Raw genomic sequence first — 15,000 nt, 5'->3', positions numbered from 1 at the left:
GTATTTCTAGCTGTATGAACCCTGTGCCGGAGCAGAGATGTTCTGCATTTCCGCTTTTTTAAGGCGATTTTTGCGCCGTCTGAAATAGATGAATAAAGTTATACAGTAAGCAGACAGGAATACAATCTGGGTTGAGATTCCCTGGTATCCGGTGGATTCGGGCAGGGCAATTATAAAGGTGTCTGTAATGATGCCATCAAGCCAGAAAAGTGTCATAAATATTGGCAGAAGATAGGCCATGCCGTAGCGGGAAAATCTTCCTGCCAGGTAGGTGTTGAAATCTTCATCGATATCATCATCAATCGCTTTGGCAAATTTTTCTCTGCTTTTCCAGTCGCTGATCAATTTGAGATCTTCATGTTTTGATCTTTTAGCAGTGAATTGCGCTTTAAATGCAGCCTCTTTTTCTTCGACCTTGATGATTTTTCGAACATAAATCGACAACGCTGCCGCAAAGATCGATACCCAGACGACTTGCAGAGCCACAGGTAACTGCAGCATGCGGAGAGGTTCGAGCAGAATCAGTTCAAGCCCCCCGCTCAAGAAGGAAAATACGGGGCTGATTATCCCAAAATAGATACTATCCAGCAGAGTTGTAAACGGTTTCAATAAGTTTTCCATGAGTAATCAGCCTCTTATTTATCTTCAAATACGTATGTAATCAATTTTACTACTGTATGCTTCGAATGAACAGCAATAGCCTAAGAGACAGCCGCGAATGCGAAAATCTGAGCAGCCAGCATGGTATTTCCATTACTGACTGCTCAGCCTAATAAGCAGATACGGCTATTTCAAAACTCGTTATCGAAGAAATGGAATTATCTGAGTGTAATTCGCGAAAACGATAATAAGAGCAATCGCCAGCATTCTCTTCAAGAAGATCTCAGGGAGATGCTTCTGAATTTTAGGACCAACCATACCACCACAGATAGCACCGGCAGCGATAGCCGCAGCCATGAACCAGTCCGGGGAGTAACCCATCAATGCGTACTTGGTGATACCGCCGACAGAGGTCGCGAAGGTACCGGCAAGAGCGATAGGTACAGCAAGATACATCGGGTAACCCATAACGGAGGTCATGAACGGCATGAACATGAAACCGCCGCCAACACCGAAGGATGATGCGATCATACCCATCAGGATACCGGAAAGGAGCATAGTCAGCGGACGGGCAACAAAGGTCTCGCCCCAGAATCTCATGTCGAATTTAACAAAGTTGAATTTATCGAATTCAACTTTACCAAGTTCCATGGCCTTACCGGAAGACTTCGCTTCTTTTACAGCAGCGTTGAACTTCTGGACAATGGCTTTCATCGCTTTCTTCTTCTCGATGGAACCAGGCATAGACTCCATAAACAGCTTGATACCGATAATCAGACAGATGATACCCAGGTAGAATTTATAGGCTTTCAACGGCAGGTATTTAGCCGAAAAGTTTGGTCCGAGGAAGAATGCACCGATAACGATACCGATGGCAAAGAAAATAGCCACAGGCCATGCAAAACGCTTCTCCTTGAAGTAGTTCATCAGCCCGGTGATCGGAGAACAAAGAGTAAGGAAAAGGTTTGTAGGTTTAATGGTGTTAGCTGCATTGATACCGAGCGGACCTTTGGTGCCAAGAATGGTTACCTGGAACGCAGCGGTGAAGAGACCACCTGCAGCACCCATGATAACAAACAGGACGCCAATAATAAATGCACCGATGAAAACAACCAGTGGGTTCATGTAGATATTGGCGGTCGAGAAGAAGTAGGTGGATTTCTCGATAGCAAAGGTGCCTGCTTCCTCACCGTTTACCCAGACTTTCATCTTGGTGTCAGGTGAGAGATTTTTGTACGGAGCCATTGCGACGGTGTACTTGCCGGTCGCTTTGTCCAAAGAGAGAGAAACACCTTCGTTCCATGCTTCCTGCTGAGTGTTGAAGTCAGTCATGATGGCACGGGCATTACCACCACCGATAGGCGCTTCTTTGGAGATGGTGTTGATACCGAACTTGTTTTCATGGGTGAAGATGATGAAATCCCACTGCGCCTTGTCCGCAACAGGTCCGAGCATTGGCTTGATATCTTCAGCAATATCAGCCCAAGGCTTGATTTTATTAACCTTCACCTCATATTTAAATGGAGGGAAAGCAAAGGGGCCTGAGGTCTGACCCTTGGTTGAAGACTTCGGGGTAGCCAGGCTTTCAGGGCTGCTTGTAAGAACATAGTAGACAGGAGGAATGGAGGTGTCGCCAAATGCGTTCTTACCATTTTTTCCGTCACGGAGTTCTTTCATTTCTTTGGAGCCAAGGGCATCCGCAGGTTTAAACATCTTTTCAGTGGCTACAACTACATACAGTTCCGTCCCAGGCTCAATCTGTCCGGTAACACTAATGGTCTCACCGGCTTTGAGGTTTTGGGTTGACAACTGGGCGTCAGCTGCCAATGCTGAAGATGTCATGGCGATAACGCTCATGAACATCGCACAAATCAACATGTTGATTCGCTTCATTTTCTTTCCTCCATGGATAAAAAATTGGGTTGATACATTATCTCAGATACTCTCTGAGAAAAAAATGAATTACGTGTTTTCAGACTTCAGCTCGACCATGCGGGTCTCGCCGACATACTGTTTGCTTGTAAAGCCGGTCACTGAGGTCATCTCCCGCGTGAGATCGGCAATATTCTTTAAGTTACGGATGATCATATCGAGATCCGCCGCTGCTTCACCGGATTCTAGGTCATCTTTTAAAAGTTGAGCGGTGCCAAGCGCAGCAAATAGTGGAGTGTTCAACTCATGTGCGGCAGTGCCTGCCATTTCGATGACCCCCTGGAGTTTCATCCGTTCCATTTTTTCCTGTTCCAGCAACTTCTGGTCCGTGATGTCTCGAACTGCCTCGATTACAAATTCGACCTCGCCACGTTCATCAATGATCGGGGTGAGGTGACGTTCAAACCAAAGGCGGGTATTGCCTGATTCGAGCTGATCGAGAATGGCTATCGGTGCGGCACTGGTCAGAACTTGATCGAGAGCGGAAACAGCTGCTTTCGGGGATGACCAGGGTGAGACACTGTCATAACTGCGTCCAAGCACTTCAGCTTCGGAGATCCCCTGATTAGTGAGAAACATGCTGTTGGCCATAACCACACGTTTATCAGGACTTAGGACAAGGATTTGCATCCACAGGGAGTCCATAATGGTCTGCAGAAATCTTTCGTGTTCCTCAATCTGGTTGAAGAGCAGGGTGATTTTTCTGTAGAGACGGGCCTTTTCAATTGCGTTGCCGCCTTCTTCGGCCACGGTCATAGCAAAGTTGATCTCGCCTGGCGTAAAAGAGTGGTGCTCAGCGGTGAGCAAACGCAGCACACCTATAATCTCCAGTTCATTACGGATAGGAATTGCCAGAATTGACTGGATGCCTTCTTTGGCAATAGCTTCGTGGTAATCAACCCGTGGATCAGTGGTGGCGTTGTAGATTGAAACGGGTTCTCCCTTTAATACCTTGAAAATAGAGTCTTCCCTGCTGATGGACCCGCGGTCCAGGTACTCTTTTGAAAGCCCGGACGCCGCTACCAGCTCAAGTCTGTTCGTCGCAGGTTGCAAGAGACGAATGGTGCACCCTTTAACCCCCATGATTGTCGGAAGTTTCTCAACGATAGTGGTGAGAATCTGGTCGAGATCAAGGGTAGAGTTAACAAGTCTTGAGATCTGGCGAAGTTCCTGAAAGAACTTCACCTGATTTTCCATCTCCCGATACATTCTGGTTTTGGTGATAGCAATACCAACCTGTTCGGCAAGAGACATTGCAAAGCCGATCTCATGTTGCGGAAACTTCCGCTCTTCTCTGGTAAGTAATCGCAGGATTCCGATAACCTTTTCCTGATAGAGAATCGGTAGAGAGAGGGCGCTTTTGACACCTTCGCGCTGAATGTGTTCACAACTGTCATGGTCGCAGATACGGTCGATATGAGTTCGTGCAGTTGGGTGACCCTGCTTGAGTTCGGCCATAACTTCATGCGAATCGATAGTTGCACGAGACAGGTATTCATCAGAAACACCATAGGCAGCGCCAAGCAGAAAGGTGTCTGTCCCCTCATCAAGAAGCCTGATGGTGGCAGCGTCGACCTCAAGCAATCCCGGCAGTCGCTGCACGACCAGATCCATAACTTCCTGCGGATCATGGGCCATGCTGATGAGGCGAGTGACTTCCTGAAAAACATTGAGGAATCCCTGCTCTTTATGTGTTTCCTGTTTGTTCATGCAACTATCCTGTTACCGCTGAAATCGATTTTTCTGCGATTTCAGCGGCTGGTTGGATGCTTCTCAATTTTTGGGTTACTTTATTGAATTATACCGGCTGTAATTCCACCAGTTTCAATGCATGTGTGGTGCATTTTGCAACACAGGCAGGGTGTAATCCTGCGTCAATTCTGTCCATACACAGATCGCATTTAACAGCTTTGTTATCATCAGGGTTCTGTACCGGAATATCCCATGGACACGCTTTTTGGCAGGCCATACAACCGATGCATTTTTCCTGATCTATATAGACAATTCCGTCTGCCCGCTGGATCATCGCATCAGTTGGGCAGACCGGAACACAGAGCGGGTCATCACAATGACGACAGCTTGAAAAAATAATCTCTGTTTTCGGTACACCACCCACAATCTGCAGAGGGGTGCAGCTGATATCGCAGAGGAAAGGGCCGACCGGTAAATCCTTATTCACCTTGCAGTGCACCTCACAGCCATGGCAGGCGATACATCTGCGACTATTGAGATGGAGTGTATATTTTTTCACAGTGCGATTCTCCTCGTGGTGTTGCGGATACTCTTTTTAACATGAACAAAAACTTCGCAGAGGTTGACTCCACCTCCTGCCTGATCCCAGTCGTCGAGCTTGCCGACCATCAGTTTCTGGTCACTGAGCCCGGCTCTGAAGCTTCGGGTCTGGAGCGGAATATCTTTACCGAAACCGTGAACAGTAAAGACCGCTTCAGGATGCACATGATCAGTCACATGCGCAGCGACAGTAGCGCTGTAGGATTTGTCCGCTGAGGAGACCTCAAGCAGATCGCCAGACTCTATGCCAAGTTTCTTTGCCTGTTTGGTATGAATCCAGACAGTATTGGTCGGCATCAATTCACTGAGAAGAGGGTTGTTAATGGTGTGTCCCTGAGTGTGAACCGCTATTTTACCGTAGATCAGACGGAACATACCTTTTTCCGGGGCCGCTGGAGACTCGTACTCTTTAAGCGAGGGCAGACCTGCTTTGGTCAGTTTTTCACTCACGATCTCAATTTTTCCGCTTGGGGTCTTGAACTGGTCATCAAGATTGTCGCGGTCAAAGAACACAGGAGAATCGATCATTTCCACAAAGCCTTTCTCATCGAAATCCGCCATTGTGTAGCCGGTAGGCTCAAGCTGCCATTCCCAGATATCTTCGATGGTCTTGAACGGGAAGGTCTCCTCTAAACCGAGACGGGAAGCGAGACCGCAGAAAATCTCCCAGTTTGCCTTAGTATCGTACTTAGGCTCAATGGCCTTGCGCCTAAGTGCCAATCGCGGCTTGAGGCCTTTCTGCTGCACAATCGGGGTGTCGCGCTCAAGGTAGGTAGACTCTGGCAGGATGATATCGCTATACCAGCCAAACTCGCTGTAGTTGGTATCGATTGAAACAAGCAGATCACACTTATCCATCGCAAGCTTCTGCTGTTCAGGATCAGGCATGCCGCTGAATGGGTCATGGCGCATAGCGATCCATGCTTTGATCGGATACGGATCTTCTTTCAGCATATTGTTAAAGAAGAGGTGAGCGAGCCCAGGGCCTTTATCAAAGTGGTTATATTCCCAACCTACGCCGTCGCCACGCTTGATATCAGGTTTACCCAGATCGATGTTGCGGATGCCTTTCTTACCACAGTCGCCAGCACCTTTAGGGATAAAGAGTCCACCTTTCATCTCGATGTTGCCCATCAGCACATTGAGGATGTGCATGGCGCGACTGGCGTAGAACGAGTCTTTATATCGGGCGAGGTTCCAGCCTGGATGGAAAATGACGTTTGGTGCGTCCTGAGCGATTTCTTCAACGAATGCGAGGATGTTTTTTTCTTTTACACCACATTCTTTAGCTGCCCATGCAGGTGTGTATTGCTCTACAAATTTACAGAGTTCTTCAAAACCAGTGACATAACGATCAATGAATTTCTTGTCGAACAGTCCTTTCTTTATCACTTCATGGATAACACCAAGGGCAAGTGCGTAGTCGGTCCCCGGTCGTACCTGAAAGAAACGGGTAGCCTTGGCACCTGTCATGGTCTGGCGTACATCTACGTAAGTGAGGCGACCGCCTTTATCGAGCATATCAAGGGTCTGGTGATTCTCTGCGATTCGAAGTGCAGAGAACATATCACGGCCAAAAAGTACAAGATGCTTGGCATTTTTGATATCGTAAGCGAAACCTTTTCGACCAACACCATTGATTGAAAGACTTGCATGGTGGGTGTTGCGGCCACAGGTACAGTCATGGTTCGTGTAGTTGGGTGAGCCGAAGGCATGAATAAACGCCTTGTACATCGCCTGCCACGGACCACCACGGGAGGAGAGAACAACAGATTCTGCGCCATGTTCTTTTTTGATGGTACTGAGTTTGTCGGCGATAAAATCAAACGCCTCGTCCCAACTCGCTTCACGCCATCGTCCGGCACCACGGGCACCTACTCTGATGAGGGGCTGCTGAGGTCGTTCGTTATCTTCAACAAGAGCTGTTCCTGCTGAACCTTTAGCACACAGAGCACCACCCAGCAGATGAGGATTTCCCTCAATCCAGGTGATCTTGTTGTCTTCTGACTCCACACGAATAGGGCAGCGCACTGTGCACATGCCGCATAGGGAGTAGACTGACTTTTTCATGTAACTCTCCTCTCTTAATTACTTTCAGTACGAGTAAATAGTGTTTTCTGTAAACGCTGAAATTGGGCAAATTTCTCGTTTACAGCTCAAGAACCTGAGCCACTTTCTCTTCTAATTCCTGTTTATCAATAGGTTTTACGCAATATTCATTGGCGCCAACCTCAAGCGCTTCTCGCGCTGTTTCAATTGTTGGGTATCCGGTAAGCATGATGGCTTTTAGTTCCGGATCAATCTTTTTCAATTCTTTCAACACCTCAACTCCGCTCATCTTCTTAAGCTTGATATCGAGAATGGCGAGATCGACGCGATGAGTCTTTACGAATTGAATAGCGTCTTCCTCTCCAGTGAAGGTGTGGACGGTATGGCCCTGTCGTTCAAGAATTTTTTTGACCAGTATCGCCGCGTCAATTACGTCATCTAAAGCGAGTATTTCCGCCATGGCACTATTATCCCTGAGTTGTTATTGAAGGGTTGGACGTCTTAATCGGCAAAGTAATGTGAAACTCAGTGCCGGGTGCGTTTTCGTTTGTCTTTGTGTCGTTTTCAAGATCAGAAACAGGGCTGTTAACAGAGATAGTTCCTTCATGATCCTTGATGATTCCATACGTCACTGAAAGGCCAAGCCCTGTACCTTTTCCAACTTCTTTAGTTGTGAAAAATGGATCGAATATTTTATTTTTTATATCAGTTGGTATACCGGAACCTGAATCTCTGACGGTAATGTGTACATGCTTTTCGTCGTGCGTTGTTGAAATACAGATCTTGCCGCCATCCGCCATGGCATACTGTGAGTTGTTGAACAGGTTGATAAACACCTGTTGCAGCTTTTCAGCATCTGCGTAGACATCAGGAAGTGATGGATCGAGTTGGCGCACAACACGTACTTTATTGATATTCAGGGAATGCTCAGTAACAGAAAGCACGTCATTTATTATTGTATTGATATTGATGCTTGATTTCTCGCTTTGAGACTGGCGAGAAAATTTCAGCAGATCGGCGACGATACGACGGCACACCTTTGTTTGCCGCTCAATGACCTTCATGTTGTCGTGAGTATCTGAATCGCTTTCAAAGTCATCAAGCATCAGCTGGGTGTATCCCAGAATTATTCCGAGCGGGGTATTTATCTCATGAGCAATGCCAGCTGCCATTTCACCTACTGATGCCATTTTTTCATGGTTGATGAGTTGTTCTGTAATAGTTTTCAGACGAGTCATGTCTTTGCCGATCCCCTCATAACCAATGATATTGCCATTCCGATCGAGAATTGCATTTGCAGACAGCAGGAGGTGACGAGGAATACCATCACTTCCTGTGCATTCCATTTCGAGATCGCTGATAAATCCTTCTTCTCCAAGAGTGGACAGGTAAAGGTTGAGAATTTCCGGGTCACTGAAAAGTTCGTGAAAATTTATAGTTTCAGGATGCTGTGTGAAACCAAGCATTTTCAAACCACTGTTATTGATATTAGTGATACGTCCGTTGATGTCGCAGAAATAGACGATGTCTTTTGAGTTCTCGAAAAAATTGCGAAATTTCTTTTCAGACTTTGACAGGTCACGGGTGCGTGCATCAACGATGGTCTCAAGCCCACTGTTAAGTTGCTGAAGTTCTTTTGCATTTGATGCAAGTTTTAAATTGGCAACAGCCAGTTTTTCTGCTTCGCTCCTGATCACTTTGTATGCGGCGAGGCCTTTATGATAATAGATGATTACCGCAGCAACGGATATCATCAGCATCGTGTTGAAACCGCCTGAAAGCGGGGCAAGTTTCTGCCAGATCAAACTATTGTCAGAGTAGACCAGACTGATACGCACTATATGTCCGACCCCTCTCGAAAGAGAGAAGGCGGCCATAGCAATGGAAAAATACCAGAGAAAACCCCAGATAAAGTTATTCGGCTGAAGTTTTGCTAATGCCCGTGCGTAGGCTAAAGCAATAAAGGCGAGAATAATCGCCAGAGCTGACCCGGCAAATTCTACAACTATGGCAGGTATCAGGGATAGGCCGGTCATTTTGCCGCCTCCGAAGATGCCTGCTTGTAAAAGGTCCTGAGGCTGATCACCAGTGCAAATAAGGCCGGAACCATCAGGAAATGATCCATCTTAGTTATGTAATAAAGAACCTTTATAAAGCTGAGCGGGAAGGCGAGTTGCTCACCCCAGCTGTTTTTATCAATAAAGTCCTGCGGCGTGAGGTATTCCAACGCTTCGTGGCCGGTAAATGCCAATGCATTCCAGCAAAAGAGAAGGGTACAGAAGAGTTGGAGGTATTTCCATCCCTTACTCGTTAATTCCTGTGTACGCCGGGTATGCCAATACAAATAGGCAAGAGCAGCCATAAAAAGGGTGTGCGCCATCTGGTGAACGTAAATTCCTTCCGGTGGACCATGGGATTGTAACGCCCATGCCGTATCGGAGAATCCGAACAACAGAAGAACGAGTGTATATAGAGTTATATGATTTCGAGTAGTCATAGTTTCCTTTGCTTTGGATTACTTACAGCACCATCTGTGCCAGTTCTTCATACTGATAAGTGGGTGAGTTTGATACAGACGTATTATCAGTAGTTTATGATAGTATTTTGTCTTTTGCCAGAAAGAGATGTATGAAATAGTGAACTATTGCACAATTCCGGTGCAACATAAATGAGGCATTTGGTGCAGAGGTAGATTAGAAAAGGGGCTGAGTGTGGTGTTTGAGGATGTGTAGGGTGTTAAAACAGTATAAAATTAAATGTGTTAGGTGGTGCATCAAAAATGATGCATGGTGTAGTTGTATCTCTGGAAAGATGGACGTTGCGTGAGAAATATTCTGTCTGATTAATGGTGGTGCAGCTATAATGTTGCACCACCATTAGGTGTCCAGTTGTCTTAGGAATAAACGTTCATAAAGTGTTTACAGCTTTTGTAAAAGCACGTTTCAGGTCTTCTATAAGATCAAGCGGATGTTCAAGGCCCACAGATATTCGAATTAGCCCCTCAGTCACACCAACCTGCTGGCGCATCTCTAGCGGCACGCCTGAATGAGTCGTCGATGCTGGATGGCATACGAGGGATTCAGTCCCACCAAGACTGACGGCAAGTTTAAATATCTGCAATTCGTTAAGTATTTTAAACGCAGTAGAGCGATCATCTTTGACAATAAATGCAAAGGTTGAACCCGGCCCTGTACACTGTTGTTTATACAGTTTCTTTGCAGCTTCGTTTTCGAGAAATTCGGGGTGTAACAATCTGCATGGTAGTATTGTATTATTTGCAAGCCACTCTGCAACCTGCATCCCTGAATCAGCAGCACGTTCCATTCGTATTGCAAGCGTCTCCATGGAGCGAGACAGCATCCAGCAAGAGTGTGCATCGAGTTGAAATCCGAAACTTCCGCGGGTTAATCGAATCTGTTTCAATAATTCTTTTGAGCCAGTAATGCCGCCGCCGATTAAATCACTGTGACCCCCAATGTATTTGGTCAGTGAGTAGACACAGATGTCTACACCGAGTTCAAGCGGTTTTTGAAAAATCGGCCCGAGCATAGTGTTGTCGCAGACAATAACAGGGCATTGATCGTGTTGCCTACTCCAGTGATCCACAACTCTGCGCACCATGACCAGGTCGGTCATGGCATTAGTTGGATTTGCAGGAGTTTCAAGATAGACTATTTTTACAGGTCCTTGCTGCCGCGCTTTTTCGAGAGCATCAATAAGGGCAGATTCCGATAATCCATCCATAAATGGCACAGGATTAACACCCCAACTGCTAAACACTTTGGCTAGCAAGGTTTCGGTACCACCGTAAAGCGGCGTATAGTGCACAACTGAATCACCTGGACGGGTAAGGGTCAGGAACACCGCGCTGATTGCCGCCATACCGGAGGATGTTACGAGTGCTGATTCGGCACCATCAATAAGCGCGAGCCTGTCTTCGACAATTTCGCTGTTCGGATTATTGAAACGGCTGTAGACCAGACCGCCAGCTCCTCCGTCCTGCGGTGCAGGTTTGCGACCGGCAACCACATCAAAAAAATCCGCTCCTTCTTCAGCGGATTGAAACACGAAAGTAGAGGTCAAAAAAACTGGTGGCTTTACAGCCCCCTCTGAAAATGCTGCATCATAGCCATACGCTGTCATCTGGGTGGTGGCATCAAGTTTATGGCTGCCAAGATGAGTTCGACGGAAGGATTTGTCTTTTGGCATAGTAAACCTTGCGGAGAAAAAACTCTTAAGGGAAGTACCACGTTCAATTACACGTGACTCAAAGGTGTTACAGCTTCTTGTAATAATGCTACTCCGCAAACAGTAATTCACAAAAGATTTTTAACCAGTTGGAACGATTTCTTTTTATACTAAATCGAGAACTCAACCATTCAACCCGAGGTTGACAACGATCATCCTATAGTTAGTTTAACATTAAATCAATTTGCTGGTTAACTGCATAGAGTCTGCAGAATGTTAGCATGGAGGAAGTTATGATCACTAAAATCCAATCACCAGATAGACATTTTACAGATATGGGCTGGTTGAAGACATACTGGCTTTTTTCTTTTAGTAATTATCACGACCCCACTAATGTTCAGCATGGCAGACTGAGGGTCTTTAATGATGACATTGTCGAACCACAAGAAGGGTTTGGAAAACACCCGCATGAAGAGATGGAGATTGTCTCCATAGTTCTTGAAGGGGAGATGTTTCACAAAGATACTATGGGGAATGAAAGCGTTATAAAAGCCGGTGATGTGCAGCGAATGACCGCAGGTACAGGCCTTTACCACTCTGAAGTCAATGTGAATGATACACCTGTTCATTTTTATCAGATATGGATATTGCCGGACAAGAGCGGTCTAATTCCATCATATGATCAGAAATCTTTTACGCCTGAAGCATGGCATAACAGATTTGCACTTTTAGCCTCAGAAAAGGGTGGTGATGATGTCGTCAGTCTGAACACGGATGCCGGTATTTATCGTGCTGCGTTGGATGAAGATACCCATCTCGCCTTTTCAACTGACTCTGAACGAAAGCTATTTATATATGTGATGAATGGCGAGATCGATGTGAACGGTACACTGTGTAGCAAAGGAGATCAGGCAAGGATCAGTGGTGAAAGTGACCTGAGGATTAAAAGTTTGGCTCAATCTGAACTGGTTTTGATTGATGTCCCTTCATAAACATGATGAATACATAATATACTTTACCAAAGAATCCTGTAAGTAATTACTACAGGTCATATGCATAAAGGAGAAACTATGAATTTTAAGGATGTGAGCACACAGAGACGATCCATAAACTTCTTTGACTCAGATAGAGATGTTAGTGAAGAGTCACTCAATGATCTGATAGAGATGGCAGCAAGAGCACCATCGAGTTTTAATCTGCAGCCCTGGAATCTTATTGTATTACGTGACCAGAATGAAAAGGAGCGGTTGAAGGCTTTGGCCTGGGATCAGCCAAAAGTGGTTGAAGCGCCCGTCGTGCTGATTGTGCTTGCCGACAAGAGCGGCTGGGCTGAAGGGCATGAAATAGTAGAGAAGAACTGGCAGCAGATGCTTGATAGCGGCTCAATGACAGCTGAACAACGTGAATGGTTTCTTAATGCTGCTAAGTCACTTTACGATTGGAGTCCTGAAGCCAATCTTGCTTTTGCTGTGAAGAATGCTGGTTTTTTCGCTATGAGCCTCATGTATGCAGCCATAGAACTTGGGCTTGAAAGTCACCCTATGGATGGATTTGATCATGAAGGAGTCCGGAAGGAATTTAAAATCCCTGACAAGTATTGGGTACCTTTACTGCTTCCTATTGGTTATCGAAAGCCTGGCCTTGAGTTACATTCGGCAAAATGGCGTAAAACGAAAAATGAAATTGTTGTAAGTTTCCACAAGTAACTGGAAGCGAAGTCACTAAAGCCCGTGCTCCCTGTTCGGGGAGTACGGGGGGAGTAGTTACTCCGCAATTTGCGGTACCACCAAGTATTCATCTAAGCACCACATCTTTTAGGTTCATATCCTGCCAGAATTTTTCCAAGACGTTTTCCGCAATATTCAGTAGTATAGACGCTCTTTTATGGCACTGCCCAATCTGCAAATTGTCGGGCATTGCTTTTTTAACGAATATTAGGGCTTATACGGAATAGTGATCAATGTATCTGGTTATATATAAAAAAATCAGAAGATTATATAAGAAATCAGATTGGTTCACTATAATCATCATACTGCTGTGTCTTCATGCATTTTCGGCAGCACTTCTGCTCTTTTTTGATTATGAAACCTTTGCTCAGGAAACCATTGCCAAGACGTTGTGGAAGGGAACCTGGTGGTTTTTTGTGACCGCGACAACGGTGGGGTATGGTGATATTGTCCCACATTCTATTCCCGGCCAGGTTATCGCTATATTTGATATGATTTTTGGTATCGGTCTGATGGCAGCCGCCATTGGAGCCGGAGCCGATAAGTTAATAGAGCGGAGGAAATTACGCGTGAGAGGTCTTAAACAGCTGAATCTGAAAAATCATATCGTGATTCTCGGTGGTGGTGCAAAACAAAAAGTAGACACCCTTATTGCAGAAATTCGGAATGATTCATTCTACTGCAGAACTGACCTCGTGGTATGTTCTGACGTCTATGACGAGAATCCTTTTGGTGATGAAGTTGAATATATCAGAGGAGCTATCAGTAGTGATGATGTATTGAAACGGTCATGCGTAGATACAGCCGATTGCGTTATAATATACGGCTATACAGATGAAGAGACTATTCTTACTACGCTTGCGGTTGACGAGATTAATAGATTAGCTTTTACAACTGTCTATATACGTGACCGCTCCAATATCCGCCATATCGACAGGATCAATAAATCGAGAATTGCTCATCGCCATATTGATGGTATTCATTATACTCGCATAAGGGTTATTACGCGCTTAAATGATCTTATGCTGGCGCGTGAAATTTCTAACCCAGATCTTTCTGAGGTTGTGTTGCTTCTTATGGACAGCAAGGCGGGTGACACCTTTTATTCAGTAAAGGCATGGCCGGGCCTTGATAAGATGATTCCTGTTCCGCGTGTTCGCCAAATGCTTCGTTCTACAGATGCGCATGCACTGCTTGTTGGTATAAAAAGAGATGAAGATGGTACAATTATGATGAATCCTGGTGAGGATGTTGAGGTTTACCCAAACGATCATCTTTTTGTTATTGCGGTACACAGGCCCGATGTTGACTGGGTTTCACTGATACTTGGGGATGACAGGTAGTTGTAGTTAAAATTCACGGGGTATATGCGATTTGAATGATTTACGACTTACACTGATTCAGGCTGATCTCGTTTGGGAAGACATCATTGCAAACCGCGATGCTTTCAGCCACACGTTTGCATCACTTGCCGGAACAACTGACCTGATCATTTTACCGGAAATGTTTACCACCGGCTTTACCCTGAATGCTGAGTCGCTTGCCGAACAGATGACAGGTTCGACTGTCGCCTGGCTAAAACATGCATCAACGTCTGTCGGAGCAGCTATAACCGGCAGTATCATTGTTAAGGATGGTTCAAAGTGCTATAATCGTTTGCTCTGGGTGACCCCGGAAGGTGAAGTTTCCCACTATGATAAATTCCATCTGTTTCGCTACGCAAAAGAAGATCAGGTTTTTAGCAGTGGCGAAAATAAACTGATTATCTCCTACAAAAACTGGAAGATCCGCCCATTTATATGCTACGATCTGCGATTTCCTGCGTGGAGTGCTAATAGTCACAAAGAATATGATCTCGGAATCTATGTGGCCAACTGGCCAGCAGCCCGTTCCGCCCATTGGGATGCCCTGTTAATGGCGAGAGCGATAGAAAATCAAGCCTATATAGCTGCGGTAAACAGAGTAGGAGTGGATGGAAAAGGTTTGAAATATGACGGACGTTCTTCCCTGATCGATCCACAAGGGAGCTTACTGCATAAATGCGGCCCAATAGAGGAAACCATTACACTGACAATTTCTAAAAAATCTCTTGAAGACTATCGGGAAAAGTTTCCAGCCTGGAAGGATATGTCCGGCAGCTATGAATGACATATTTACTCGTAACTCTTCAGCGCAATCCTGATATATCTTTACTCTAATCTTCCTGTTTAAC

The 15,000-nt window shown here is 45.5% G+C and carries 13 protein-coding genes; 4 read left to right on the top strand and 9 right to left on the bottom strand.

What is annotated here, in order from left to right; all coding sequences use genetic code 11:
• Positions 1-6 precede the first annotated feature (6 nt).
• The 9 genes from FCL46_RS14070 to FCL46_RS14030 form a co-directional block, all read right to left on the bottom strand.
• Positions 7-621 carry a hypothetical protein gene (locus tag FCL46_RS14070; RefSeq protein ID WP_136807638.1) on the bottom strand — a complete coding sequence of 205 codons (615 nt, stop codon included), beginning with the start codon at positions 619-621 and terminating at the stop codon, positions 7-9.
• Between the two features lie 180 nt (positions 622-801).
• The gene (locus tag FCL46_RS14065) at positions 802-2,493 is read right to left on the bottom strand and encodes a sulfite exporter TauE/SafE family protein (RefSeq protein ID WP_136807640.1); all 1,692 of its coding nucleotides are present in this window, start codon (positions 2,491-2,493) and stop codon (positions 802-804) included.
• A gap of 69 nt (positions 2,494-2,562) precedes the next feature.
• Positions 2,563-4,242 (bottom strand): GAF domain-containing protein, encoded by a 1,680-nt coding sequence (locus tag FCL46_RS14060; RefSeq protein ID WP_136807642.1) that lies wholly within the window; start codon positions 4,240-4,242, stop codon positions 2,563-2,565.
• Positions 4,243-4,330: 88 nt separating this feature from the next.
• Positions 4,331-4,783: a 4Fe-4S dicluster domain-containing protein gene (locus tag FCL46_RS14055; RefSeq protein WP_136807644.1), complete on the bottom strand. Its 453-nt coding sequence runs from the start codon at positions 4,781-4,783 to the stop codon at positions 4,331-4,333.
• Positions 4,780-6,894, bottom strand: a complete 2,115-nt coding sequence (locus tag FCL46_RS14050; RefSeq protein WP_136807646.1) for a molybdopterin-containing oxidoreductase family protein — start codon at positions 6,892-6,894, stop codon at positions 4,780-4,782. The genes FCL46_RS14055 and FCL46_RS14050 overlap by 4 nt, the downstream gene beginning before the upstream one ends.
• A gap of 79 nt (positions 6,895-6,973) precedes the next feature.
• Positions 6,974-7,333, bottom strand: a complete 360-nt coding sequence (locus tag FCL46_RS14045; RefSeq protein WP_136807648.1) for a response regulator — start codon at positions 7,331-7,333, stop codon at positions 6,974-6,976.
• 7 nt (positions 7,334-7,340) lie between these two features.
• On the bottom strand, positions 7,341-8,909 hold the full coding sequence (locus FCL46_RS14040; RefSeq protein ID WP_136807650.1) for a two-component system sensor histidine kinase NtrB: 1,569 nt from the start codon (positions 8,907-8,909) through the stop codon (positions 7,341-7,343).
• Positions 8,906-9,370, bottom strand: a complete 465-nt coding sequence (locus FCL46_RS14035; RefSeq protein ID WP_136807652.1) for a hypothetical protein — start codon at positions 9,368-9,370, stop codon at positions 8,906-8,908. The genes FCL46_RS14040 and FCL46_RS14035 overlap by 4 nt, the downstream gene beginning before the upstream one ends.
• Positions 9,371-9,780: 410 nt before the next feature.
• A complete protein-coding gene (locus FCL46_RS14030; RefSeq protein WP_136807654.1) occupies positions 9,781-11,082 on the bottom strand; it encodes a cystathionine gamma-synthase family protein in 1,302 nt (433 codons plus the stop codon).
• A 272-nt stretch (positions 11,083-11,354) separates the two neighbouring features.
• On the opposite strand from FCL46_RS14030, the gene FCL46_RS14025 reads away from it, so the two are divergent.
• From FCL46_RS14025 to FCL46_RS14010, 4 genes are all read left to right on the top strand, one after another.
• Positions 11,355-12,053 (top strand): pirin family protein, encoded by a 699-nt coding sequence (locus FCL46_RS14025; RefSeq protein ID WP_217909632.1) that lies wholly within the window; start codon positions 11,355-11,357, stop codon positions 12,051-12,053.
• A gap of 78 nt (positions 12,054-12,131) precedes the next feature.
• Complete coding sequence (locus FCL46_RS14020) at positions 12,132-12,767, top strand: nitroreductase family protein (protein ID WP_136807658.1); 636 nt, start codon at positions 12,132-12,134, stop codon at positions 12,765-12,767.
• Between the two features lie 254 nt (positions 12,768-13,021).
• Entirely contained in the window at positions 13,022-14,131 is a 1,110-nt protein-coding gene (locus FCL46_RS14015; protein WP_136807660.1) for a potassium channel family protein, read from the top strand.
• Positions 14,132-14,162: 31 nt separating this feature from the next.
• Entirely contained in the window at positions 14,163-14,936 is a 774-nt protein-coding gene (locus tag FCL46_RS14010) for an amidohydrolase (RefSeq protein ID WP_136807662.1), read from the top strand.
• Positions 14,937-15,000 lie beyond the last annotated feature (64 nt).

This window comes from Desulfosediminicola flagellatus, from assembly GCF_005116655.2.
Lineage (GTDB): Bacteria > Desulfobacterota > Desulfobulbia > Desulfobulbales > Desulfocapsaceae > Desulfopila > Desulfopila flagellata.
This window is presented reverse-complemented; position numbering and strand designations above follow the sequence as displayed.

Excerpts from the sequence above, each read along its gene's own strand:
- FCL46_RS14035 (WP_136807652.1), bottom strand. The coding sequence starts at position 9,370 with ATGACTACTCGAAATCATATAACTCTATATACACTCGTTCTTCTGTTG.
- FCL46_RS14015 (WP_136807660.1), top strand. The coding sequence starts at position 13,022 with ATGTATCTGGTTATATATAAAAAAATCAGAAGATTATATAAGAAATCA.
- FCL46_RS14050 (WP_136807646.1), bottom strand. The coding sequence starts at position 6,894 with ATGAAAAAGTCAGTCTACTCCCTATGCGGCATGTGCACAGTGCGCTGC.
- FCL46_RS14060 (WP_136807642.1), bottom strand. The coding sequence starts at position 4,242 with ATGAACAAACAGGAAACACATAAAGAGCAGGGATTCCTCAATGTTTTT.
- FCL46_RS14020 (WP_136807658.1), top strand. The coding sequence starts at position 12,132 with ATGAATTTTAAGGATGTGAGCACACAGAGACGATCCATAAACTTCTTT.
- FCL46_RS14045 (WP_136807648.1), bottom strand. The coding sequence starts at position 7,333 with ATGGCGGAAATACTCGCTTTAGATGACGTAATTGACGCGGCGATACTG.
- FCL46_RS14065 (WP_136807640.1), bottom strand. The coding sequence starts at position 2,493 with ATGAAGCGAATCAACATGTTGATTTGTGCGATGTTCATGAGCGTTATC.
- FCL46_RS14040 (WP_136807650.1), bottom strand. The coding sequence starts at position 8,909 with ATGACCGGCCTATCCCTGATACCTGCCATAGTTGTAGAATTTGCCGGG.
- FCL46_RS14025 (WP_217909632.1), top strand. The coding sequence starts at position 11,355 with ATGATCACTAAAATCCAATCACCAGATAGACATTTTACAGATATGGGC.
- FCL46_RS14030 (WP_136807654.1), bottom strand. The coding sequence starts at position 11,082 with ATGCCAAAAGACAAATCCTTCCGTCGAACTCATCTTGGCAGCCATAAA.
- FCL46_RS14070 (WP_136807638.1), bottom strand. The coding sequence starts at position 621 with ATGGAAAACTTATTGAAACCGTTTACAACTCTGCTGGATAGTATCTAT.